Source organism: Bradyrhizobium ottawaense (genome assembly GCF_002278135.3).
GTDB lineage: Bacteria > Pseudomonadota > Alphaproteobacteria > Rhizobiales > Xanthobacteraceae > Bradyrhizobium > Bradyrhizobium ottawaense.
Genome location: NZ_CP029425.2, coordinates 6903731 through 6927653, shown reverse-complemented (window position 1 = coordinate 6927653; position 23923 = coordinate 6903731). Strand labels below are relative to the sequence as shown.

Genomic DNA, 23923 nt, shown 5'->3' with positions numbered 1-23923 from the left:
AGCAAGCTAACTCCTTTCAATTACCCATAGTTGTTGCCTCGATTGCGGCTCCAAGTTCGATGTCGTTCAGCCGCGAGAGTCCGCGCCAGATCACGGTACTTCCTGGAGGCGGATCGTTGGCTCGGGCCAAGTATCCTCCGAGCCGCGCGATCTTGACGACATAGTACGAGAGCGTGCTTCGTCGAGAGCAATTACCACCCCGGTCTTTCACCAAATGATCAAGAAGCTTGATTTCGGGATCCGTCAGCGCCGTTTGCGGTATGGCATTCGGCGAGGAGCGATTGAGCATCGTCATCCAGAACACGCGCCAACTCACAATGCAGAAGACCGCGATCAGATTGACCAGACGCTCAGCAGTTCGCAATTTTGAGTCCTCTGCTTTGCAGCCCGATTTGAGGATCTTATGGAAGACTTCGATCTTCCACCTCAACGCGTACCATTCGATCTTCTCGATGGCGTCCGTGCGCGATTGGACCGGGAGATCGGTGAGGAGCTTCCACTCGATTTTCTTTCGCCGCTTCGGCCTTCCCCGCTCTTGAGCATGGATCACGGTCAGAGTGAGTGCGGGATATTTCGTCTGTTTGCCGATCGGCGGCAGGACGCGTATCTTGCGATACCTGATCTCAAGAACGGCGTCGTCGGGATCGCCTTTGTCGTCCTTGACCTTGATCCGATGCAGACCCTTGATCGTAACCTCGTCCATTTCGTCGGCAATTGTATGATTGCCGTCCCCGGCAAGCCGATCAACACAGGTTCGCACCAGGAAATGCGTTCCAACCTCCTCGGCCAGGCAAAACAGCTCATAGATGTCGCTCTCGCGATCACCAATATGAACGCATCGTCCAGGGGCAGCAAGAAGGTCGGTCGATTGCCGTAAATTCTCGAGCCAGCGGATGCTCTCCTTCTGCTCGATCGGCACCCGTGTGTCGGATTGATCCTTCGCTTCAGCGCCGTCGTCCCCTTGAACTTCTTGCGGGTCCAGAACTTGATTGCCGACAGTCCTAGCGGAAGCCCCTCGGTCGTCACGGCGAGACTCGAATGCATCAGGATGCCGCACTGCGTGCGTCCTGCCGTCTTGCCCGTAAAGCCGATCAGATCCGGCTTCTCGCGCTTGAGGCTGAATTCCGTCGTGTCATGGAGGACGAGGATCGGTCCCTCCCTCGCCGCTACGCGCTCGCGCGTCGCCTCGAAATGACCGCCAAGAATATCCGCCTCGTCGACCCGCTCGTTGGAGAAGAATCGATAGGCGGCCTTCGTGTTGGCCCAATCCTGACAAACCAACGGGATGCTTTGACCCATGTCGCTCCCGATTTGTGCGAGCAATTTGCAGAACCGGCGACCAAGCCGCTCATCCTTAAACTCGCATCCCGCAACTTCCCGATCAACCCACGTCTCGATACCGGTCGTCAATCGCTGAGCACGCGCCACCGCGCGTTCCTTCACCAAGCCCATCGAGCACCCCGCACTTCCGAATCAGGTGCTCAACAACGAATCACAACAGATTCTACTGATTCAAGATTTCGGCCGCGGCGCCCCGCTCAAATCCGACGTCAAGTGTGGGTAATTGAAAGATCTCTTTGCCGCTTACAATGCGCGCGCGGCCGAGCCGAGAATCTGATCAAGCTGCATATGACGCAGCTCGCCTCCGACCGCACCAGCTGCCGTTCGGCGCTCGCCAACCAGGTCCGTCTCGCGCTCCATACGGCCGCTTATTGGCTGATGCTGACCGTGCGCGAGGCGATTCCCAAAGTCCGGGAATTGGCCGCTGCCGAGTTCGCGACGCTGCGTCTTCGTCTCTTGAAAATCGCTGCCCGTGTGGTCGAGACCACGAGCCGCATTCGCCTTGCGTTTGCCGCGGCATGTCCCGAGCCGACCTGATCCGCCGTTTGCCAGGCGCGCTGCTGCCGCTCGGTCCTTGACCGGCGGGGCGTCCGCCCCCCGTTCACCCACCCCATCCCTCAAGCGCGTTGCAAAGTACGGGTCGTCAGGCGGTGAAAAGCCGAAGGCAATCCTGTGCGCCTCGCCAGACAAGATGTGCGGCCGCATCAATCGGGCCCAAAAGCCGCCCTCTGACGAATAGGCCGGGCTAGCAGTTGACGGTGCTCAGACCGTGTAGCGGCACACGGTATATGCATGTATATGCATGTATATGTAAAGAAATGCGACAGATGCGTTAATAGAATTGCAGAATCCTACATGTCGAACGCGATGCTCAAATCCAGCTGCGCCTCCCCGAATTTACCGCCCCCCAACGCCTTTCCCGAAGACCCCGGGTCGCTGGCTGCCAAAGAGGTCGCGCGACTGAGCATTCTTGACGGCATGCGGGGAATTGCTGCCATCTGTGTCGCCGTTTTACATTTTTATGAACCCTTTCAGTTCGGTCCTCAGAACCGGATTCCTCACGGTTATCTCGCTGTAGATTTTTTCTTTTGCTTGTCAGGGTATGTAATGGCATTTGCCTACGACCCTTCTCGCGTAGAATTGTCACCCACAGAACTTATTAAAAGGCGTCTGATACGACTGCATCCGCTCGTCGTAATTGGCTCCTTGTTGGGCTTCGTTGTGGTTGTAATCGGACGATTCTATGCGCCTATGGCTGCCGCGTTATTCAATTTTAGTGTCACGGAGTTTTTTATTCTCCTCACCTGCAGCGTACTTCTGTTGCCGCACTTATTTGTCCACGATCCCAGCTTTCCTATTTTTCCTTTTGTCGCTCCCGCCTGGTCATTGCTTTGCGAGTATGTGGCGAGCCTAACGTTTGCTCTTTGTCTGCGCCAACTATCGCTTCGATGGTTGCTAGCGATGCTCGCCTTCGCCGCGGTTGCAACGGCATACACGTGCTACGATTTCGGAAGCCTAAACGGCGGTTTCGACCGCAGAACCTTCTGGATTGGCTTTGTACGGGTAGGTTTTTCATTTATCGCGGGCGTTGTTGCTTGCCGTATTGGCAGGCAACCGCTGTTGCCAGGGGCAGCATATTACCTTCCGCTTATCATGCTTGCGACCTTTTTTTGGCCCTTCCTTTGGAAGCCCTACGATTTCCTGATCGTCACAATCGTATATCCGCTCCTTGTTTGGCTGGGCGCTAATGCAATCGGGAGTCCGTCGATCAACCGTTTTAGCGAGTTTATCGGAGATCTTTCATATCCGCTTTATATGACCCACTACGTTCCACTCATGCTATTGTTCGGCGGAACTTCGGCAGGTTGGGTTGCGCAGATCCATGCAGCGCTAGCGGTACCAAGCATGACTCTAGTTGCAATCGCTTTTAGCTTTCTTGTTAAGCGATATATCGACGAACCGATCCGTGCCACTTTGCGTCGCAGATCATTTGAGCACCTCAAAGGCTAATGCAGGCACTGCCGCAGGTATGCACGGATGTGCTTATCCTGTTCTGCTCTCAGAAGCGCTTTCGCCCCCTCTGGCCTTCCAGCTTCAGGGTAATTAGCTAGGTATGAGATGTGGGTAATTGAAAGAGCTAACTCAGGCAGACCACATGTTTCCCATTCACAATATCTTCCCGAAAGAGATGGCGATAATCGGCCGCACCCTGCTGAATTACGGCGAGCTTGAACTCGACCTGATGAATTGCATCCAGGTCGTCCGCCAATACGACATGAACTCCATCTTGAAGGCGTTTCAGGATTCGGGGAGAGAAGAGCCGCATTCAGATCGCGGACGCTCTGGGCCGCGTACCCGAGCAGACACACATGCGACCTAGACGGGACGTCAGCGTCTCAGTCGCATTCCCGCGAGCGCTCCGGCAAAAAGTACATTCAACTGGTGCCCGTGCAAATGCAGCCTACGCAGCGATCTTGTCTTCCTTGTCTGCGCCGCGCATGACGATCCTCAGGGCGTCGTTGGGCAGCGGGCGCTGCAGCGCCTTTGCCTCATCCCGGGGAGTGTGCATCCAGATGTCGCGCTCCTCCTCGGTGGTCAGGATCACGGGCATTGCTTTCGGATGGATCGGCTCGACGACCGCATTGGGTGACGTCGTCAGGAAGCCGTAGACAAGGTGGGGCCGGGGATCGGCTTCGACTTGGTGCCGCGGTCGCCTCTGAACTCGGTCCAGATGCCGCCGAAGCAGAACAGCGGCCGGCTCTCCTCGAGCGCGAACCAAACCACATCTTTCTTCTTCGTCTCGGGATTTGGCGGTACTGTCCAGAATCTTTCGCACTTTTGATCAGGCGACGGCTCCGGTTTCAGAGAGTTGTGGCTGATAGAGCGGTCGCATGTTCATGTAGCATTTGGTCGACCACGCCGTTCCGGCAATGTGCCGCAGCCGGGCCGCCGCCAAATTGAGACAGGATTGACCGTCGGGGAAGGCGCCGACGACACGGGTTCGTCGCCGGATCTCCTTCATGATGCGCTCGAGCGGATTGTTCGTTCGAATCTTCCGCCAATGGATGTCAGGAAAGGCATAGTAGGCGAGCGTCTCGTGAACCGCCTGCTCGACGAGATCAGCAGCTTTGGCCATACGGCTTGCCCGCAGATCCGCGATGACGGTCCTGGCTTTCTCGTCGGCCGCGGCGCGGCTCTCCTGGGCATGAATGGCCTTGAGCATGTGGCTCACCTCGTGGACCCGGGTCGACGGCACGTGGCTGAAGACATTGCGATAAAAATGCACCATGCAGCGTTGATAGCGGGCCTCCGGCAGATAATCCGCAACGCTTTCGACAAGACCTCGGCACGCATCGGAAACCACCAACTGCACGCCCCTGAGACCGCGATCGACGAGATGCCGCAGAAACGAGGACCAGCCGGATTTGTCCTCCTTGGCGCCCTCACAGATGCCGAGGATCTCCCGGAACCCCTCAGCATTGACCGCCGAGGCCACTAGCAGCGACACGTTGCGAACCTCACCAGCCCAGCTGCGCTTCATCACGATGCCGTCGAGGTAGAGATACGGATGCTCGCCTTCGATCCTGCGATTCCGCCGCGCCTCGATCTTGGTATAGATCTTCTTGTTCAGGTTCGACACTGTGCTCGGGCTGACCCGGGTGCCCCACAGCGCCTCCGTGATGTCTTCGACCCGCCGAACCGAAATCCCGGCCAGATACATCTCGATCAGCGCCTCCTCGACCGAGCTCTCCCGCCTCCAGTAGCGCTCGATAATCGCCGTCTCGAAGGTTTGCCGACGTAGCTTCGGAACCTTCAGATTGACGTCGCCCGCCTTGGTCTGCAGCGTTCGCTCGTAGCTGCCTGCCCGCGTGTCCTGCCGGGCCGGGCTGCGCTCATAACGCCCAGCACCGCACAGCTGGTCCGCTTCGGCCTCCAGCATGGCGTTCAGTGTCTCTTCCACCGTCCCGCGGACCATCTCGCCCAGGTGATCTCGAATCCGGGCCTCATCAATTTGGATCACCTGACCCATGGCATTCCCATCGTTCATTCAAAGCTCCTTCATTCTAGAGGAAGCCGTCAATCCTGAAAGTGCGAAAGACTCTGTACGTTACCGAATGCAAAGCAGTTTTGAGATGGCGTGCAATCTTTTGACAAACATTTACGGGGCAATGCAATGAGTTCGAAAAACATCAGAATTTCATCGACATCGGTGACCAGACAGGAATGGCGTGCTGTCGACGCAGTCGTTAACACCAAGGGCAGAGATGCAACATCGTTTCATGCCGAACCGAGTGCCGCAGTAGTTACCGAACGCAGATTAGCAAGTCTGGGGCCTTCACAAAAATTACCGTCTCAATCGAGCCGGCCAATGTGTCGACGCGACAAGCGATCCGCCGGCTGAATGATGAACTGGAGGGGCGAGTCTCACCTTCGGATACGTTCGCATCCAAAACTGCATCCTGATCCGCGCTCATGCTTGGCCCATGCACTTTGCATATGAGACAACGGCGTTCTCGAGCACGGAGTTGATGCAAGGGGACGTTCTGCGAAGGACGCTAGAGCTGGATGCTCTACTGGAGGCAGTTCATCCTCATTTTTTCCACCATCCGAAGAACTTGTTCTTCATCGTGCTAACGCAAAGTTGCGACCTAGTACCTCGCGGGCCAGCGGGCGGATGCAAGGCACCGTACATTGCCATTGCACCGGTGCGCAGTCTCGAATTGGTCGTAGAACGACAGGTCGGTCAATTCCAGGCTCCTGCTGTGAAATCCGATCTCCCTATCGTTGGACTTCGGGCGAGAAATAAGATCTCGGAGTTTATGGGCCGGCTTTTGAATTACAACGAGCCTGGCTATTTCTTTCTGGATTCCGAGGGCACAGATCTCAGGTAGACTGCATAGCGTTTCTCAAACTTTCCATCGCTGTGAAGGCCGATCTCCACCTAGCAACCTGCGTTGCGGCGAAGATCTTGCAATTGACAGACACGTTTCAGGCAAAACTTGGTTGGCTAGGGCCTGTACCTAAATAGCGCCACGTGATTCTCTTGCCTACGTGTTGATTCGGGGGCGAGAGAATGCGCGCTGGTTTGTTTTGGCTGAACGACAGGCAATGGGCGCGTATCGAACCGCATCTGCCGAGGGGACTGACGGGGCCGGATCGGGACGACGACCGACGCATCGTCAGCGGCATCATTCACATGCTGCAATCGGGTGCACGATGGCGTGATTGTCCACGTGAATACGGCCCTTACACGACGATCTACAATCGCTTCAATCGCTGGGCCAAGCGAGGACGATGGTGCGCAATCTTCGAAGCGCTGGCCAAGCCTGGCGAAGACGGCGTCGTACTGTCGCTCGACTCGACCTCGATTAAAGCTCACCGGTGTGGCTCCGGCGGAAAAGGGGGGAGCACAATCAAGCAATCGGCCGCTCGCGCGGAGGCCGCACGACAAAAATCCATGCGCTGAGCGATCCGCTCTGCCGGCCGGTCGTCCTGCATCTGACTCCAGGCCAGGATGCCGATATCGCTGCGGCTCCCGATGTCCTGGCGCTCGCGCCACCCATGAGCGTGCTCCTCGCCGACAAAGGGTATGATGGCGACAAGCTTCGCGGCGCAATCATTCGTCGTGGCGCCAAGCCCGTAATCCCCAATAAATCTAACCGTGTCGTCATCCATCGCTTCAACAAACGCGCCTACAAAGGACGAAATGTCATCGAACGCTGCTTTTGCAGGCTCAAGGACTTCCGGCGCATCGCCACGCGATATGACAAGCTCGCCCGTAATTTTTTGGCCGCTGTTCATCTCGCCGCTCTCGTCGCATATTGGCTCAATTGAGTCTGGACCCTAGTTGGCCAAATGTATTCGCCCGTCGGAACGCAGGATATGGATGCTGACAAAGCGACAAAAAATTGCGGACTCTCAGAAGAGCGTTGCTCTGTGGTTCGATGACTCAAAAATCAAAGCGGTTGAATTAAGGTTCGCCGAACTCCGTCAGTTGGATCCCAATAAGAGTATGTCAGAGGCTGAAATTGCGGCGATGATCCGCGCCGTCCCATCCGTCCGAAAAGAGGTGATGACCCGAGCGACGGAAATCATCAAAGATACGCTTGGCGAGAACCAACAGGGAGCGGCTCGACGCTTAAGTTCAAGATTAGCGAGCGACGCTGCGCTAAAGAAGCTTTTGCGGTAGATGTCACATGTCGCGGTGACGTGACAGTCGAGCGAGCAACCAGTAGCTGGATTTCGCCGCGCAGGGCATGATCACGATCACGGATTGGTCACCTCACGCTTCGTTCGGCTCCTAGGACGCAAAGCGTCTGTGGACCCATCACGACTACTGACTTCGTAAAGTCACATAGGCGACCGACCTAGAATACTGAACCTTGTGCGCTGGTGCTGATGGCGATGACATCGCCACGGCGGCAGATCTTCGCGACGGCGGCGATGTCGCCGTCCGAAGCTCCACCCTGAAAGAGTATTTGCGCAGAAGATCGACAATAGGCCGACGGCTCAGGAGCGGCTTTGGGCGCGGCCGGAGCAGGCGCCTGACCATAAGCCGAACCCACGAGGGCCATGCAAAGCGCCGCAGGCCAATGTCTCAGCATGATCTCCGTACCTACTTCTTCGTGCCGTAGGGGCTTTGGTTCGTCGGAGCCAGTGAGATTCCTTCCTCAGATGCTTTGTTGTAGATCGCGTTTTCGGTTCGGCCCAACTTCAGGCCGATCACTCGCGTCGGTGTGTTGCCCTTCACAAGTTGTTTGAGTTGGCTCACTTCGCCTGACGTCGACTGCTTGCCGCTATTCCGGGTCGACTTCGCCATTGCGCGCTTCCTCTTATTGGTGGGTGCCGTAACGGTTCCCGGTGTTTGAATTCACATAGGTCCCGCCGCGGTGCAACGATCCCGAGCCGCCTGAAAAGCTGCCGCCGTGGCTTGAGGTGTGGTGTCCGCCGCCATAGCTGACACGGCCCCCGTGACCTCCTCCGCGAGCATCGGCCGGTCCAATTATTCCGATTGCCAAAAAAAGCCCGGCAACGAGCGTTGCTGCCCTCATATTGTTCCCCCTCAAAAACGTCTCTTGTAAATTCGCTCCTCTATCCAACTGCAACCGATGCGGGAGCGCAAGCCGTAGTGCACCGATGACACTTTCTCCACTGGTGTGTGGATGTGAGACTTTGGACCTAGGGAAAAATACGGGTAAGGGGCGACCTTAAAGGTGCAGACCGATGATAAACCGGATGGCAAAGAAGGCGCCCCCGGCGACCACGGCAGTGGCGCTAATCGCGAACACTACTCTCCAACCCTCGTCCATTGTGCCTCGCGATAAAACGACCCCCGCGGGGGCAACGCGGAGGCCGCTGTTGGGGCGCTCCAAGGCAGGGGGTCCTGAAGCGATACGGCAACGTGCACGCGGTCGGAGGGGTTCCTATGAAGGGCAGATCCTCAAAACGCGGTGGATTTCCGCATCAGCTTCAGGAATATCTCGATGAGGTCTCACTGCGAGGAGCGAACATCTCCGCCGCCGAGTTGGGCCACCACCCAATCCGCAAAAGCTCGTACCGACGATCTTTGTCGGCTTGCGCGCGGGTAGATCAAGCGGTGACCGACGTAGCGGATATCGTTGGCGCGTCCGGCCAATGGAGCGACCAAGCGCCCGCACGCCAGTTCGCGTTCGGCCAGAAGCGTTGATTCCAAGGCCACGCCCAATCCCTCTGCAGCCGTCGCGATCGCAAGAAAGCTTCGGTCGAATCTCATGCCGTGAAGCGCAGGTGCTTCTAACCCATTCGCGGTGAACCATTGATGCCACTGCACCCGCTTCACGTCGGAGCGGATGAGCGTCTGATCGAGGAGATCGGCAGGCTTCCTGATCGATTTTGCGAGCGAGGGCGAGCAGAGCGGCGTGACCGTCTCCTCCGGCAGAGGGACAATTTCGACGCCCTCCGCGCGTGGCGGACCGTAGACGATGTCGATATCGAAATCATCGTTGCTGAAGCGCGCATAGTCCGTGCTTGCAGCCAGCCGAACCTCGAGCTTCGGGTAAGCAGCGAGAAACTGTGCAAGCCGTGGTGCCAGCCATTGCGCAGCAAAGCTGGGCGCGGAATGGACGCGCACCAATTGTGGTCCGCGCGCGGCAACTTCCTCTAGGCCACGGCGGAGCTGATCGAATGCCGCTCCCGTGTGACGCATCAGGTTCTCGCCGGCCGGCGTAAGTCGCACGGATCGTGCGCTGCGCTCGAACAAAGCGGTCCGAAGGGTGCCCTCCAGCTTGCGGATGGCATGACTAACGGCACTCGGTGTCAGGTGAAGCTCATTCGCCGCATCGCGAAACGATCCGGTGCGGGCAGCCGCTTCAAAGGCACGAATTGCCGATATGGGGATATTCGACAGCATCCCATAAGTGAACCAGATTCATCGATCCGTGACAACTGCGCGTTTGTCCGTTGGCGGTCGGCGGGTCATTCCTAAGCGCCAAGGAAGAACAATTTGCGGGAGGAACTGATGCTGCTCAGCGGTAAGACGGCCATCATTTCGGGCGCGGCCTCGCCGCGCGGGATCGGGCTTGCCACCGCCCGGCGGTTCGCCGCCGAGGGCGCTCGGGTCGCCATTCTGGATATTGACGCCGGCGCTGCGACGGATGCTGCGGCATCGCTCGGAAATTCCCATATCGGACTAGGGTGCGACGTCGCCGACAAATCGTCCTGCGAACAGGCGGTCGCCCGCGTGATCGAATCCTTTGGCGGCACCGATGTTTTGATCAACAATGCCGGCATCACCCAGCCGGTGAAGTTCCTGGAGATCTCGGCAGCCGATTGGGATCGCATTCAGGACGTCAATCTCAAGGGCATCCTGTTTCTCTCCCAGGCGGTGATCCCGCATATGCGCGGACGGAAAGCCGGATCGATTGCATGCATGTCGTCGGTCTCGGCCCAGCGCGGTGGTGGAATTTTTGGCGGCCCGCACTATTCGGCCGCGAAGGCCGGCGTACTTGGTCTCGCCAAGGCGATGGCCCGAGAGTTCGGCCCGGACGGCATTCGCGTCAATTGCGTCACGCCCGGCCTGATCGGCACCGATATCACCGCGGGCAAGCTGACCGACGAGATGAGGGCGAAGATCCTGGAAGGCATTCCGCTCAATCGTCTCGGTACGGCCGAAGACGTCGCCGGTATCTACACCTTCCTGGCCTCGGATCTCTCCGCCTACGTAACCGGCGCCGTGATCGACGTGAACGGCGGCATGCTCATCCACTGAGCCAGCGAGACAAGGGTCAGATCGATGGAAACCTCGACCAACGCGCTTACGAACACGCCCAAGCTGACGGACCGCGCCCACAATATTCGCCGCAATGCCCTGCGCATGGGCGAAGTTCAGGGCCAAGGCTATATCGCACAGGCGCTCGACATCTCTGACGTTCTCGCCGTCGCCTATTTCCATGCGATGCGCTACAGACCCGAAGATCCGTCCTGGGAGGAGCGAGACCGCTTTCTGCTCTCCAACGGGCATTATGCCATCGCGCTCTACGCGGCCTTGATCGAGGCGGGGATCGTCCCCGAGGAAGAACTCGAAACCTATGGCAGCGACGAGAGCCGCCTGCCGATGTCGGGCATGGCCTCCTACACACCGGGAATGGAAATGTCGGGCGGCTCGCTCGGGCTCGGACTCAGCATCGCCGTCGGCATGGGCCTGGGACTCAAACGCAAGAAATCCGGAGCGCGGGTATACACCTTATTTTCCGATGGCGAGCTTGACGAAGGCTCGGTCTGGGAGGCGATCCAGTCGGCAGGCCACTACAAGCTCGACAATCTGATCGGCATCGTCGACGTCAACAATCAGCAGGCGGACGGTCCTTCCACGCAGGTCATGGCGTTCGAGCCGCTGGTCGAGAAGCTTCAGGCCTTCGGCTGGTTCGTGCAGCGCGTCAACGGCAACGATCTCAATGCCGTGGTCGCCGCCTTCGACGCGGCCAAGTCCCATCCCGAACTCAAGCCGCGGATCATCGTCGCCGACACGCTGATGGGGAAGGGTGTTCCCTTCCTCGAGCAGCGCGAGAAGAGCCATTTCATCCGCGTCGAGCCGCACGAATGGCAGCTCGCGCTTGCCGCGCTGGAAGCCGGGAGGCAGGCATGAAGACCGTCAGATCAGCACCGCAGCCGGGCAAGCCGCGCCTGACCACCTCAGCGATGATCGCATCGATCGCAGCCGAGGGGCAGAAGACCAGACCGGGGCCGTTCGGACACGCGCTCGTCGAACTCGCGCGCCACCGCCCTGAGGTGGTCGGCATGACGGCCGATCTCGGCAAATACACCGACATGTACATCTTCGCAAAGGAGTTCCCGGACCGCTATTACCAGATGGGCATGGCCGAGCAGCTTCTGTTCGGCGCCGCCTCCGGCCTCGCTGCCGAAGGCTTCATGCCTTTCGCGACCACTTACGCGGTGTTCGCGTCTCGGCGGGCTTACGATTTCATTCACCAGACGATTGCGGAGGAAGACCGCAACGTGAAGATCGTTTGTGCTTTGCCCGGCCTGACCTCGGGCTACGGCCCGAGTCACCAGGCCGCAGAGGATCTCGCGCTATTTCGTGCCATGCCAAATATGACGGTCATCGATCCCTGCGATGCCCACGAGATCGAGCAGTTGGTGCCTGCCATCGCGGCGCATCAGGGGCCAGTCTACACCCGCCTGCTGCGCGGCCAGGTGCCGGTCGTTCTGGACGAGTACGACTACAAATTCGAGCTCGGCAAGGCCAAGCTGATCCGCGACGGGAAGGACGCCCTGGTCATCTCATCCGGCATCATGACCATGCGCGCGCTCGAAGCCGTACAGACCTTGAAAGACGACAGCATCGATATTGCGGTGCTGCATGTTCCAACCATCAAGCCGCTCGATACCGAGACGATCTTGCGTGAAGCCGGCAAGTCGGGCCGCCTGGTCGTCGTTGCCGAAAACCACACAACGATTGGCGGTCTCGGCGAGGCGGCTGCCGCGCTTCTGATGCGTTCCGGCGTCCATCCGCCCTTCCGCCAGATCGCATTGCCGGACGAGTTTCTTGACGCCGGCGCACTTCCGACCCTGCACGACCGCTACGGGATTTCCACCGCAGAGGTCGCACGGCAGATCAAGCGGTGGCTTTAGTGTACCGGCGCTAAGCGCCAACTTAGCCAAGCCCAGGTGAGGAGCTACGCCCGTCGCATGTTGCGGCGGCGAGTGATTGCTCCTGCCCAAATGCCGGTGGTCGAGAGCCGGCAAGCGAAGAACCCGGAAAGCTGCACGTCAGCCTGCGCTGATGCAACGGGCAGCAACGTCAATGAAGGACCAGGAGGAAAACATGACTGCATCGAAGCCCGGAAGCATCAGTCGCCGTTCGCTGTTGATGGCCGCCACCACCGTTCCTCTCTGCGGGATTCTCACCCGCCCGGCGTCTGCCGCCGAGTTCGTCTACAAGTTCGCGACCGGACAGGACCCAACGCATCCGGTGAATATCCGGGCGCAAGAGGCGATCGACCGTATCCGCGAAGCGACGAGCGGTCGGCTGGAGATCAGGCTATTTCCGGCCAACCAGCTCGGCTCCGACACCGAGCTTTTGACCCAAGTTCGCAGCGGCGGCGTCGAGTTCTTCAACCAATCGTCCTCGATTCTTGCCACCCTCGTACCTAGCGCAGGCATTGTGAACACCGGCTTCGCATTCGCCGACTACGACAGCGTATGGAAGGCGATGGACGGCGACCTCGGCACTTACATCCGGGCGCAAATCGCCAAGACGCCAATCATGGCGGTTTCGAAGGCCTGGGACAACGGCTTTCGTCAGGTGACCTCGTCGGGCCGCGAGGTCCGGACGCCGGATGATCTGAAGAATTTCCAGATCCGCGTTCCGCCCGCGCCGCTGCTCACCTCGCTCTTCAAGGCGCTCGGCGCCGGGCCGACGCCGATCAACTTCAACGAGGTCTATTCCGCGTTGCAGACCAAGGTCGTCGACGGCCAGGAGAATCCGTTGCCGATCATCGCGACCGCGCGTCTTTACGAAGTGCAGAGCACGTGTAGCCTCACCGGGCACGTCTGGGATGGCTACTGGATTCTGGGCAACAAGCGCGCCTTCGAGCGCCTGCCCAAGGATGTGCAGGAGATCGTGACGCGCGAGCTCGATCGCTCCGCGGTCGATCAGCGGGCAGACATCGCAAAGCTCAGCCAGTCCCTGCGCGCCGATCTGTCGACCAAAGGTCTCAAGTTCATCGACGTCGATCGTGCCGCTTTCCGCCAGGCGCTGTCTAAGACCAGCTTTTACGCCGACTGGAAGGGCAAGTTTGGCGAGGAGGCATGGTCTCACCTTGAAAAAGCCGCGGGCCAGCTATCATGACCAGCGTGAGCCATACGCCGCATGTGGATACCGGGCTCGCGGCCGGCAGATCTCAAGCGAATTCGCGCCGATGGGTGGTGACAGCGAACATGGTGCTTGGCCACGCTGTCGCAGTCCCGGCGGCCTTGCTCGTGCTGGCGGAGATCGTGGTGCTGTCCGCGGGCATCGTGGGCAGATACGTATTCCGCTCGCCGATCGTCTGGTCCGACGAGCTTGCCGGCATTCTCTTCCTCTGGCTCGCCATGCTCGGGTCTGTGATTGCGTTCCAGCGCGGCGAGCACATGCGGATGACCGCCATCGTCGGCGTGCTCAGTGCGGAGCTCCGCGCGTTCCTGGATGTCATAGCGGCCGCGGCGTCGCTGGCATTTCTCGTGCTCGTCGTTTGGCCGGCCTATGAATTCGCCGCCGACGAGGCCTTCGTCACCACTCCGGCGCTCGAGATCGTCAACACCTGGCGTGCGGCAGCGCTGCCGATCGGCATCGGGCTGATGCTGATCGCAGCCGTCCTCCGGCTCATCCGCATCGCGAGCCTGCGCAGCTTGCTGGCCTCCCTGGCGATCGTCGCAGGCATCATCGGAACGTTCATTCTGCTGGCGCCGGTCTTGAAGGCACTTGGCAATCTGAATCTTCTGATCTTCTTCGTTTTCGTGGTCGGCGCGATGGTCTTTGCGGCCGTGCCGATCGCGTTTGCATTTGGCCTCGCCACGGTCGGCTATCTCGCCCTGACAACCAGCACGCCCGACGTCGTGATGATCGGACGAATGGACGAGGGCATGAGCCACTTGATCCTGCTTGCCGTGCCTCTCTTCGTCTTTCTCGGCCTTCTGATCGAGATGACGGGCATGGCGCGCGCCATGGTCAGCTTCCTGGCAAGCCTTTTGGGCCACGTGCGTGGCGGACTGCACTACGTGCTGGTCGGGGCGATGTATCTGGTCTCAGGCATCTCCGGCTCCAAGGCGGCGGACATGGCTGCGGTGGCTCCAGTGCTGTTTCCCGAGATGCGGCAGCGTGGGGCCAAGCCCGGCGATCTCGTTGCGCTCCTGGCCGCGACGGGGGCGCAGACCGAGACGATTCCCCCGTCACTCGTTCTGATCACGATCGGCTCGGTGACCGGTGTGTCGATCTCGGCGCTGTTCACCGGCGGGTTGCTTCCGGGCGTGGTGCTCGCGATCATGCTCGCGGCCGTGGTGTGGTGGCGATACCGCCGCGAGGACCTGTCTCACGTCAAACGGGCGACGGGGCGGCAGATTGGCCGCGCCTTTGTGATCGCGATACCGGCCATCGCGCTGCCATTCGTGATCCGGACCGCCGTCGTCGAAGGCGTTGCGACGGCAACGGAGGTCTCGACCATCGGGATCCTGTACTCGGCCTGTGCGGGACTCTTCATCTATCGGCAGTTCGACTGGCGCCGCATCTATCCGATGCTGGTCGAGACGGCTTCGCTGTCGGGGGCGATCCTGCTCATCATCGGCGCGGCGACGGGCATGGCCTGGGCGCTGACCCAGTCGGGATTTTCTGCCTCTCTTGCAAAGTTCATGACCAGCCTTCCCGGCGGAGTACCTGTCTTCCTTGCCGTGACGATCGTGACCTTCGTGATCCTGGGCAGCGTTCTGGAAGGGATCCCGGCCATCGTCTTGTTCGGCCCGCTCCTGTTCCCGATCGCGCGGCAGGTCGGGGTGCACGATGTCCACTACGCGATGGTGGTCGTTCTCGCGATGGGCATCGGCCTGTTCGCGCCACCGTTCGGCGTCGGCTACTACGCGGCTTGCGCCATCAGCCGCATCAACCCGGACGAGGGCATGAAGCCGATCGTGGGCTACATGATCGCGCTTTTGATCGGCACGCTGATCGTCGCGGCCGTGCCCTGGCTATCGATCGGCTTCCTTTGACGCATCTGCGGGACGCCTTGCGGGACAAAACCGCGAGGCACCTCGTCAGGCGAACTTCGGCAGATGCAGCGGCAGGCCCTCGCAGGGCATATCGATCTCTTCGACTTGCCCCTTGCCGACTTCAGTCACGCGTAGCTTCTTGCCCTCGAGCGTGAAGGCACAATTCGTCGGCTGCGGCCCATCCAGGATCAGCCGGTCGACGACTTCACCCCGTCGGTCCAGCACCCTGACGTTCTTCTGGTTGTAGACCGTGCAATAGAGGCGGCCATCCGTGCCGAAGGCCATCCCGTCCGGACCTTTGAAATCGGGATTGGCATTCGGTTGCAGGACGTTGCCGAAGACCTCGCGTCTAGGCGAGGCTTCGCCGAGCACGTCATATCGGTAGATCTCGCCGGTGAAGGACGCGTTGGCATAGAGGTGATTGTCGGAGCCGAAAGCAATGCCGTTGGTGAAGCGGATCTTCCGATCGAGCACGCGTAGCACCTTCATGGCCGCCGGATCGATCTCATACACACGGCCGTCCCAATCAAGGTCCATATAGCCGTCGACGAAGGCCTGGCCGTTGATGAAATCTTCGGCCGCCATGCCGGAGTCGGTCAGGTAGAGCAGTCCGTTCGGGCCGAAGCAAAGATCGTTCGGAAATAGAAAGCGGTCCGTACCTTCGCCCTGCATGCGCCGGATCTCGTTTCCGCCGTCGTCGATGCAGATCAGCGCCCGGAGGCCTGCTTCCGCGATCCAGATCCGGCCGTGGCCATCAGTCGTCAACCCGTTCGGACGCCCGCCAGTCGTCCGGATCACCCTGCGATTGCCGCGAGAGTCAAGCCGTGTGATGCAAAGGGTCGACGCGGACATTTCGGTCACATACATCGATCCATCGGGCAGGCACACCGGCCCCTCCGGAGCTCCAATTCCGGTGGCAAACAGTCTCGACGCCATTTTTTCCTCCCGTTCTCCAGATTGCCGGCGCTCGTTACGAGATGACCAGGCCGCTGGCCGGATCGATCAGCACCACGCGATTGAGGTCGATGGCGAGGTTGATCCGCTCGCCATGGCTGCTGACGTCATGAGCCTGCAACTCCGCGACCGCATCGACGCCGCCGATCTTGATGGTGGTGAATGTACGGGTCCCCGTCGGCTGAATGAGGTCGACGACGGCCGAATAGGAGACCACCCCGTCGCGCGGAGGTCCGCCGCCAGCCCGGCTGAAGTGCTGGGGTCGAATGCCCACCAGAACTTCTTGGCCATCCGCACCTGTCCGCAATTTGGCTCTTGCATTCGGAAGCGTCAGCGCACCGCCGGACTGAAACACAACTGCGGCGCAGCCGCCGCTTGTCTTGAGGGTCGCCGGGACGAGGTTGATCGACGGAGACCCGAGGAAGCCGGCCACAAAGCCCGTACGAGGCTGCTCGAACAGTTCAAGCGGAGCCCCCTGCGGAAACACCTTCATCCTGAAGCCGTCGGAACGTGATCCATCCGCTTCGCTAATCATGGCGGAATGGCTGAAGGAAGCCGGCCTGCCGGATGGCGTCTTCAACGTGGTGCAGGGTGATAAGGAAGCCGTCGACGCGCTACTGCATCATCCGAACGTCTCGGCGGTCAGCTTCGTAGGGTCCACGCCCATTGCGCAGTACATCTATTCGACCGCCGCGAATACCGGAAAACGCTGTCAGGCTCTCGGCGGCGCCAAGAACCACATGATCGTGATGCCCGATGCCGACATGGATCAGGCGGTTGATGCACTGATGGGTGCCGCTTACGGCTCCGCCGGCGAACGCTGCATGGCGATTTCTGTTGCCGTACCGGTCGGCGAGGGGACCGCGGACAAGCTGATCTCAGCCTTGGAGCCGAAGGTTCGAGGCCTGAAGGTCGGGCCGGGTACCGATCCCGAGGCCGAGATGGGTCCTATCGTCACGAAGCAGCATCTGGACAAGGTCCGAAGCTACATCGATGCGGGCGTTGCGGACGGCGCGAAGTTGCTCGTCGACGGACGCAAATTCAAAATGCAGGGCTACGAAGACGGCTTCTTCCTGGGCGGGACTTTGTTCGATCACGTCAAGCCGAGCATGAAGATCTACAAGGAGGAGATCTTCGGGCCAGTGCTCTCGGTCGTGCGAGCACCGGATTATGCGACGGCCGCGCGGCTGATCAATGAGCACGAGTTCGGCAACGGGACATCGATCTTCACACGTGACGGCGATGCTGCTCGTGAATTTGCTCACCAGATCAAGGTCGGCATGGTCGGCATCAACGTTCCGATTCCGGTGCCGATGGCCTTCCACTCCTTCGGTGGATGGAAAGCGTCGATCTTCGGCGATCATCACATGCATGGACCGGAAGGCGTCCGCTTCAACACGCGAATGAAGACAGTGACAAGCCGCTGGCCAACCGGAATACGGGCCGGTGCCGAATTCGTCATGCCGACCATGTCATGACGGCTGCCGGATACTGCTTTTGTCTGTTCTCCCAGACTGCGAGGGCCATCGGCCCTCGTTCTTTTCATAGGTCATTCTAACGGCCTCTGTCTTAGAGAAATGCTCGAGCATGCCGCAGACAGTTGTGTTCGGCCGTAGCTCGAATGGCGGGTTTTGGCGCCCAAGAAACTTAAAAATGCTTTATCTTTCATTTGGGATTGACTGACACTCTCTCCGTCATTGGCGCGATTTTGTACGCCTCCGCATTTCGACTGAGGTCGACCGCGGGCGCCGAAAAAGTTGGGGTGCGGCCACGCATACTCGGGCCACAGCGACATACGCCTTGCGGCGGCCGATCTTGTCCGAAAGACTGACGAACACGACATACAGAGGCACGGTGATGATAGTGGCGCCGATAAGCATGTAGTTCGCCGTCAGATTCTCGACGCGGAGCACTTTGGCCAACAAGAAGAGCGAATAGAATTGACCTGTGTACCGGATCACGGCCTGCGCTGGCGCGAATTCAATTCAGTATTGGTCAAGCCGGTCTAACATTTCGCGCACACGAAAAGCGAGTTTTGCCTGAGAGATCGGCTTCTCTAATAGCTCGACGCCCTCATCAAGGCGCCCTTGGTGGACCACGGCATTTCGCGAGTAACCTGTCATGTACAGGATCTTGATGCCTGGGCGGATCTGCTGTGCGCGCCGGCCCATCTCCCGTCCATTGATTCCCGGCATGACGACATCCGTCAGCACAAGATCAACCTTCGGCTCTTCCTGCAGAAGGATGGTCAAGGCAGCCTGGGCGCTGGATGCCACAACCACGCGATAATTTAAATCTCGCAGAAGCTCAGAAACATATGCACGCAGGTCCGTATCATCTTCGACGACGAGTATCGTCTCCAGTTTCTCACCTTCCGGGCGAAACTCGTCTGCATTACCCTCGGCGGGTCGAGCATCTCCATGGTAGCGGGGGAAATACATTCTGATGCTGGTACCTTGGCCGACTTCGCTGTAGATCTTCACGTGCCCACCCGACTGCTTTACGAAACCATAGACTTGGCTAAGTCCGAGGCCTGTCCCTTGCCCGAGCTCTTTCGTGGTAAAAAAAGGCTCGAAAGCATGATTGAGGACGTCCGCGGTCATCCCGGTCCCAGTGTCTGTTACGCAAACGATGACATAATGGCCCGGGGAGAGCTCAGGATTCACTCGGCAATAGTCCTCGTCAGCTAATACGTTCATAGCCTCGACCGTGAGTTTGCCGCCATCCGGCATCGCGTCGCGTGCGTTGATACCGAGATTGATAATGGCAGACTCGAGGTGGTTGGTATCAGCCTCGATCGACCAGAGACCCGCACTTCCGACGGTTTGAACTTCGATGCGTTCACCGAGGGTACGTTGCAGAAACTCCTGCAATCCATTCAGAAAAATATTCAGATTGATAGGCTGCGGATCCAGCGCTTGCCGACGGGAGAATGCGAGCAGGCGGCTAGTCAGTGCTGCGGCACGCTGCGCGCCCCGCTTGGCATTGGCGAGTGCCCGCTGAAGATTCGTGCTGTTAGTCAGGCCGCGGCTGTTCCGCTCCGCGGTCTCAAGGTTGCCAAGCACGATCATCAGGAGATTATTGAAGTCGTGCGCGATCCCGCCGCTGAGCTGGCCTACCGCTTCGAGCTTCTGAGAGGCGGCTAACTGCTGCTGAGTGCGCTGGAGTTCGTCCTGGGCCTGCTTTCGCTCGGTTACGTCACGCGTTACTTTTGCAAACCCAACCAATTCGCCGGCCTCGTCGGTGATGCGATCGATGACAACTGACGCCCAAAAGCGACTGCTGTCCTTTCGCACTCGCCAACCTTCAGCCTCGAAGCGTCCCAATTTGGCCGCTTCGGCGAGCGCCCGTTTCGGTACGCCAGTTTGAATATCTTCAGGCGTGTAGAAGCGACTGAAGTGCTGACCGATAATTTCATCCGGATCGTAGCCTTTGATGCGCTGTGCACCCGGATTCCAGGTGGTTATATTGCCGGCAGGATCCAGCTGAAAAATCGCATAATCGACAACAGCCTCGATCAATCGACGGTATCGTCGCTCGCTCTCCAGCAGATCGTTGTGGGCCTGCTGACGTTCTGTGATGTCGCGCGTGACCTTTGCAAAGCCGATCACCTGACCTTGCTCGTCGCGGATCGCATCCACGACGACTAACGCCCAAAAGCGGGTCCCGTCTTTGCGGACGCGCCACCCTTCGGAACTGAACCGGCCGGTCTCTGCCGCAATTTTCAACGCTGTTTGGGGAAGCTCTTTCGCGCGATCCTCGGGCGGATAAAACAATGAGAAGGACTTGCCGATGATCTCGTCCGCTGAGTAGCCCTTCAATCGCTCGGCACCGGAGTTCCAACTGCGCACGGTGCCATCTACATCGATCATGTAGATGGCGTAGTCCACGATGGAGTCGATGAGCAGTTGAAGCGGCCGCGCGTCGGCGACCCCGTCGAGCTTTGTTTGCAGTGTTTTCAACGGGTGGAGCGCTCCCAAACAGGTTCAACGTATTTGGATGCGGGATTGTTCCGTACACCGTGGCATTGTGCCCCTGTCGCCGTGGCCGGCCGAGCAATGCTTAAGACCACAGGATCGCAAGTGGTGAGTATCGCCGTCGAGGCTCCGGCTTGGCCGGGGAGCCCTGCCCGGGAGCAGAAGTTTCCATAAATCAAAGGCGGCTCCGCCTGCGGCGAAACGGGGGTTGATATGGATGAGGAAAAGCGGTTGCTCGACGGCTGTGAGCTCCCGAGGATTTCCACCGGAAATTTTGGTCTAGATGACATTCTCGGAGGCGGCTTTGATCCCGAGAGAATGTATCTGTTTGAAGGCCAACCCGGTTCAGGCAAGACAACCCTCGCTCTGGAATTTTTGCTGGAAGGAGTTCGCGTCGGCGAACCGACCCTCTACATCACGCTATCGGAGACTGAGCAAGAATTGCGTCTGGTCGCAAAGCGTCATGGGTGGTCGCTCAACGGCATTACAATCTTTGAATTGATCCCGCCTGAGACCACGCTGGATCCGAGCCAGGAACTCACGGTGCTGCATCCGGCCGAGATGGAGCTTAGCGAAACCACGCAGATGATCTTTGACCGGGTCGAGGCACTGGCGCCGGCGCGAATTGTACTCGATAGCCTGTCGGAGCTTCGCCTGCTGGCACAAAGCCCCCTTAGATACCGCCGTCAGATCCTCGCGTTGAAACACTTCTTTTCAGGTCGCAAGTCCACTGTGGTTTTGCTTGATGACCTTTCATCACAGCAGAACGATCTGCAATTGCATTCGATCGCCCATGGCGTTGTGCTTCTTGAACAGTTGGCAATCGATTACGGCGCGCAGCGGCGACGCCTTCGTGTCGTGAAGATGCGTGGTATCGAATTCAAGGGGGGATTTCACGACTTCACCATCCGGCATGGTGGTCTCATGGTTTACCCCCGACTTGTCGCAGCAGAACATCATAAGGAATTCGACAGCGACGTCGTCTTGAGCGGCAATCCGGAACTGGACACTCTTCTGGGCGGTGGCCTTGAGCGCGGAACGAATGTGCTCCTCATCGGTGCAGCGGGCGTTGGAAAATCATCGCTGGCGCTTACCTATGCGATCGCAGCCGCAGCCCGAAACGAACGCTCCGTGATTTTTGCCTTCGACGAAGGACGCGGCACTGTGAGTGCGCGAGCGAAGACGTTGGGACTTCCACTTCAAGACGGGCTCGATAAAGGCTTGATCGATTTTCAGCAAATCGACCCTGCTGAAATGGCGCCAGGCGAGTTTGCCGACGCGGTGCGGAGCAGCGTAGAACGTGCTGACGCGCGGGTAGTGATAATCGACAGCCTCAATGGCTATCTCAATGCGATGCCGGATGAGCGCTTTTTGATTCTTCAGATGCACGAGCTGCTGAGCTATCTCAGTCATCGCGGCGCCCTGACCATCCTCGTGCTGGCTCAGCATGGCCTCGTCGGACCGATGGATACGCCGCTGGACATTAGTTATCTCGCCGATGGCGTGCTGATGCTGCGTTATTTCGAGTTTGATGGCAGCGTGCGGCGCGCACTGTCCGTCGTGAAAAAGCGAAGCGGCAATCACGAACATACGATCCGAGAATTCAAACTGAGCCACCAAGGCATCACCGTCGGACCCCCGCTAAAGGGTTTCAGTGGCATTTTCGGCGGTACGCCGGTGTACAAGGGGGAGGAGGCACCTTTGATGCCTCGGGACACCGATGGTCCGGCCTGAAACGCCAAAAGGCGTGGTTTTGGTCCTGATGCCCATTGGACGGGACGCGGCAACTGTTGCCAAGTTGATCGAAAGGGCAGGCTTACGTCCCGTGGTCTGCAACACGCTTCAGGAAGTGATAGAGAATCTCGAGTGGGTCATCGAAGTCGTGGTTGTGGCGGAGGAGGCGCTCTACGGCAATAATGCCCGCGTTCTGGAGGACTGGGTGGGCCGTCAGCCACCGTGGTCCGATCAACCCTTTGTCGTACTGACCAACCGCAATGAAGGTGGCAAGTTTGCCGCGTTCAGGCGGGAGTTGGTCATTCGCCTGCGTAACGTGGGCTTTCTCGAGCGCCCCTTGCAGGCCATCACGCTTCAGGCCACGGTACTTTCCGCAGAGCGCGCTCGAAGACGACAGTATCAAACTCGTGCGTACCTTGAGGCGCAGCGCGGCGCCTCTGCCGAACTGGAGCGTTTGGTTGCGGAGAGAACGGCTGACCTTGAGCGGGCGAACAGTCAACTCCGGGAAGAAATTGCGGGTCGCGAGCGGGCCCAGGCAGCGTTGCTGCAGGCACAGAAAATCGAGGCGTTGGGCCAACTTGTCGGCGGGGTCGCGCACGATTTCAATAACCTGCTTATGGCTGTCATCGGCAACCTCGACCTGCTTTCGAAAAAACTAGGTGAAGATGCTCGACTTCACAGGCTCCTGGATGGCGCCATGGAGGGCGCCCGCCGTGGCGCCACTCTAACACAAAGGCTACTCGCTTTTGCGCGCAAGCAGGAACTGAAGGCGCAAGCTACAGACGTCCGAAGTCTTGTGGAAGACATGATAGGCCTCATAGATCGTTCGGTGGGTCCGATGGTTCGGATCGAGCTTCACGCCGAAGACAATATGCCGGTCGTCGACGTCGACCCGAACCAGCTCGAAATGGCTCTGCTCAATCTCGCCGTGAATGCCCGGGACGCTATGATTACTGGCGGCGTCCTCACGATCGGGCTGTCCGAGCAAATTGTCGACATCGACGATCAGCTTGGTGTCCAACCAGGCCGATACGTGGTGCTCTCGGTGCGAGATACTGGAGAAGGAATGGACGCACAAACGCTGGCCCGGGCCGTAGAACCTTTCTTCTCAACGAAGGGAGTCGGCAAGGGCACGGGTTTGGGTTTGTCCATGGTGTTCGGCCTGGCGCAACAATCCGGAGGTGCCCTGCGGCTCGAAAGCACCCCCTCAAGCGGGACAACCGCCAGACTTTGGCTTCCCGTTGCCAGTGAAACGTCGCCGCCTTCCGGACGCGCGCCGAACATCGTTACCCAAGCCTCGGCGCCAGCGAAGATTCTTTTTGTAGACGACGATCTTCTGATCGCCGGCAGTACTGTCGATCTGCTGGAAGACCTGGGACATCAGGTGATTGAAGCGCATTCCGCCATTGAGGCGTTGCGGCTTCTTGAAAGTGGCTTAGCTGCTGATCTTTTAATAACCGACCACGCGATGCCAGGAATGACAGGAATCGAATTGGCCCGAGAAGTGCGCCGCCAATATCCTCGACTTCCGATCTTGCTTGCGACGGGGTTCGCTGAACTGGAAGGAAGCGAAGTGGTAGACGTCGCACGTCTCGCGAAACCTTACACGCAAGCTCAACTTGCGACGGAGATCGCGCACCTCCTGCCGAATGGAAGGGATGGCTTCTAATGCCGCTCAG

General features: G+C 59.1%; 17 protein-coding genes and 5 pseudogenes. 13 read left to right on the top strand and 9 right to left on the bottom strand.

Translation table 11 applies throughout. The features are described from left to right. Positions 1–16: 16 nt before the first annotated feature. Together CIT37_RS32665 and CIT37_RS32660 are read right to left on the bottom strand one after the other, a co-directional pair. Positions 17–1057, bottom strand: a complete 1041-nt coding sequence (locus CIT37_RS32665; RefSeq protein WP_224516920.1) for an IS4 family transposase — start codon at positions 1055–1057, stop codon at positions 17–19. Positions 1058–1278: 221 nt separating this feature from the next. Further along, positions 1279–1452: pseudogene (locus CIT37_RS32660) on the bottom strand (IS4/Tn5 family transposase DNA-binding protein); the annotation flags it as partial. A gap of 132 nt (positions 1453–1584) precedes the next feature. On the opposite strand from CIT37_RS32660, the pseudogene CIT37_RS32655 reads away from it, so the two are divergent. The 3 genes and pseudogenes from CIT37_RS32655 to CIT37_RS32645 form a co-directional block, all read left to right on the top strand. After that, positions 1585–1919: pseudogene (locus CIT37_RS32655) on the top strand (transposase); the annotation flags it as partial. A gap of 277 nt (positions 1920–2196) precedes the next feature. Beyond that, a complete protein-coding gene (locus CIT37_RS32650) occupies positions 2197–3351 on the top strand; it encodes an acyltransferase family protein (protein ID WP_231088510.1) in 1155 nt (384 codons plus the stop codon). Positions 3352–3496: 145 nt separating this feature from the next. Continuing rightward, entirely contained in the window at positions 3497–3721 is a 225-nt protein-coding gene (locus CIT37_RS32645) for a hypothetical protein (protein ID WP_018647460.1), read from the top strand. An 81-nt stretch (positions 3722–3802) separates the two neighbouring features. Here CIT37_RS32645 and CIT37_RS32640 read toward each other — a convergent pair. Beyond that, positions 3803–4152: pseudogene (locus CIT37_RS32640) on the bottom strand (SOS response-associated peptidase family protein); the annotation flags it as partial. 31 nt (positions 4153–4183) lie between these two features. Further along, positions 4184–5371 (bottom strand): IS256 family transposase, encoded by a 1188-nt coding sequence (locus tag CIT37_RS32635; RefSeq protein WP_174719465.1) that lies wholly within the window; start codon positions 5369–5371, stop codon positions 4184–4186. 1022 nt (positions 5372–6393) lie between these two features. Here CIT37_RS32635 and CIT37_RS32630 point away from each other — a divergent pair. Together CIT37_RS32630 and CIT37_RS32625 are read left to right on the top strand one after the other, a co-directional pair. Continuing rightward, positions 6394–7176 (top strand): annotated as a pseudogene (locus CIT37_RS32630) (IS5-like element ISBj2 family transposase). 52 nt (positions 7177–7228) lie between these two features. Further along, positions 7229–7531: a hypothetical protein gene (locus tag CIT37_RS32625; protein WP_145643235.1), complete on the top strand. Its 303-nt coding sequence runs from the start codon at positions 7229–7231 to the stop codon at positions 7529–7531. A 426-nt stretch (positions 7532–7957) separates the two neighbouring features. Here CIT37_RS32625 and CIT37_RS32620 read toward each other — a convergent pair whose 3' ends face one another. Both CIT37_RS32620 and CIT37_RS32615 read right to left on the bottom strand, forming a co-directional pair. Then, entirely contained in the window at positions 7958–8161 is a 204-nt protein-coding gene (locus CIT37_RS32620; RefSeq protein ID WP_014497717.1) for a hypothetical protein, read from the bottom strand. A gap of 672 nt (positions 8162–8833) precedes the next feature. Further along, complete coding sequence (locus CIT37_RS32615; protein ID WP_011084956.1) at positions 8834–9730, bottom strand: LysR substrate-binding domain-containing protein; 897 nt, start codon at positions 9728–9730, stop codon at positions 8834–8836. A gap of 108 nt (positions 9731–9838) precedes the next feature. Here CIT37_RS32615 and CIT37_RS32610 point away from each other — a divergent pair, with 108 nt between their 5' ends. The 5 genes from CIT37_RS32610 to CIT37_RS32590 all read left to right on the top strand — a co-directional run bounded on the left by CIT37_RS32610 (position 9839) and on the right by CIT37_RS32590 (position 15579). Further along, on the top strand, positions 9839–10588 hold the full coding sequence (locus CIT37_RS32610) for an SDR family NAD(P)-dependent oxidoreductase (protein ID WP_011084957.1): 750 nt from the start codon (positions 9839–9841) through the stop codon (positions 10586–10588). A gap of 24 nt (positions 10589–10612) precedes the next feature. Beyond that, entirely contained in the window at positions 10613–11464 is an 852-nt protein-coding gene (locus CIT37_RS32605) for a transketolase (protein WP_011084958.1), read from the top strand. Next, positions 11461–12471: a transketolase family protein gene (locus CIT37_RS32600; protein ID WP_014497715.1), complete on the top strand. Its 1011-nt coding sequence runs from the start codon at positions 11461–11463 to the stop codon at positions 12469–12471. The genes CIT37_RS32605 and CIT37_RS32600 overlap by 4 nt, the downstream gene beginning before the upstream one ends. A 193-nt stretch (positions 12472–12664) precedes the next feature. Continuing rightward, a complete protein-coding gene (locus CIT37_RS32595) occupies positions 12665–13690 on the top strand; it encodes a TRAP transporter substrate-binding protein (protein WP_014497714.1) in 1026 nt (341 codons plus the stop codon). Next, positions 13687–15579, top strand: coding sequence for a TRAP transporter large permease (locus CIT37_RS32590; protein WP_011084961.1), 1893 nt, complete (start codon positions 13687–13689; stop codon positions 15577–15579). Before CIT37_RS32595 ends, CIT37_RS32590 begins: the two co-directional genes overlap by 4 nt. A 45-nt stretch (positions 15580–15624) precedes the next feature. On the opposite strand, the gene CIT37_RS32585 is transcribed toward CIT37_RS32590, so the two are convergent. Then, positions 15625–16515 (bottom strand): SMP-30/gluconolactonase/LRE family protein, encoded by an 891-nt coding sequence (locus tag CIT37_RS32585; protein WP_011084962.1) that lies wholly within the window; start codon positions 16513–16515, stop codon positions 15625–15627. Between the two features lie 34 nt (positions 16516–16549). Beyond that, positions 16550–17026: an ATP-binding cassette domain-containing protein gene (locus CIT37_RS32580; protein ID WP_202557216.1), complete on the bottom strand. Its 477-nt coding sequence runs from the start codon at positions 17024–17026 to the stop codon at positions 16550–16552. On the opposite strand from CIT37_RS32580, the pseudogene mmsA reads away from it, so the two are divergent. Next, positions 17010–18011 (top strand): annotated as a pseudogene (gene mmsA / locus CIT37_RS32575) (CoA-acylating methylmalonate-semialdehyde dehydrogenase); the annotation flags it as partial. The gene CIT37_RS32580 and the pseudogene mmsA sit on opposite strands and share 17 nt — an antisense overlap. 507 nt (positions 18012–18518) lie before the next feature. On the opposite strand, the gene CIT37_RS32570 reads toward mmsA, so the two are convergent. Next, positions 18519–20513 carry a hybrid sensor histidine kinase/response regulator gene (locus tag CIT37_RS32570; protein ID WP_014497709.1) on the bottom strand — a complete coding sequence of 665 codons (1995 nt, stop codon included), beginning with the start codon at positions 20511–20513 and terminating at the stop codon, positions 18519–18521. Positions 20514–20723: 210 nt separating this feature from the next. Between CIT37_RS32570 and CIT37_RS32565 the strand changes: the two genes are divergently transcribed. Beyond that, positions 20724–22244, top strand: coding sequence for an ATPase domain-containing protein (locus CIT37_RS32565; protein WP_018646982.1), 1521 nt, complete (start codon positions 20724–20726; stop codon positions 22242–22244). Further along, positions 22231–23913, top strand: a complete 1683-nt coding sequence (locus tag CIT37_RS32560) for an ATP-binding protein (RefSeq protein ID WP_014497707.1) — start codon at positions 22231–22233, stop codon at positions 23911–23913. Before CIT37_RS32565 ends, CIT37_RS32560 begins: the two co-directional genes overlap by 14 nt. Positions 23914–23923: the final 10 nt, after the last annotated feature.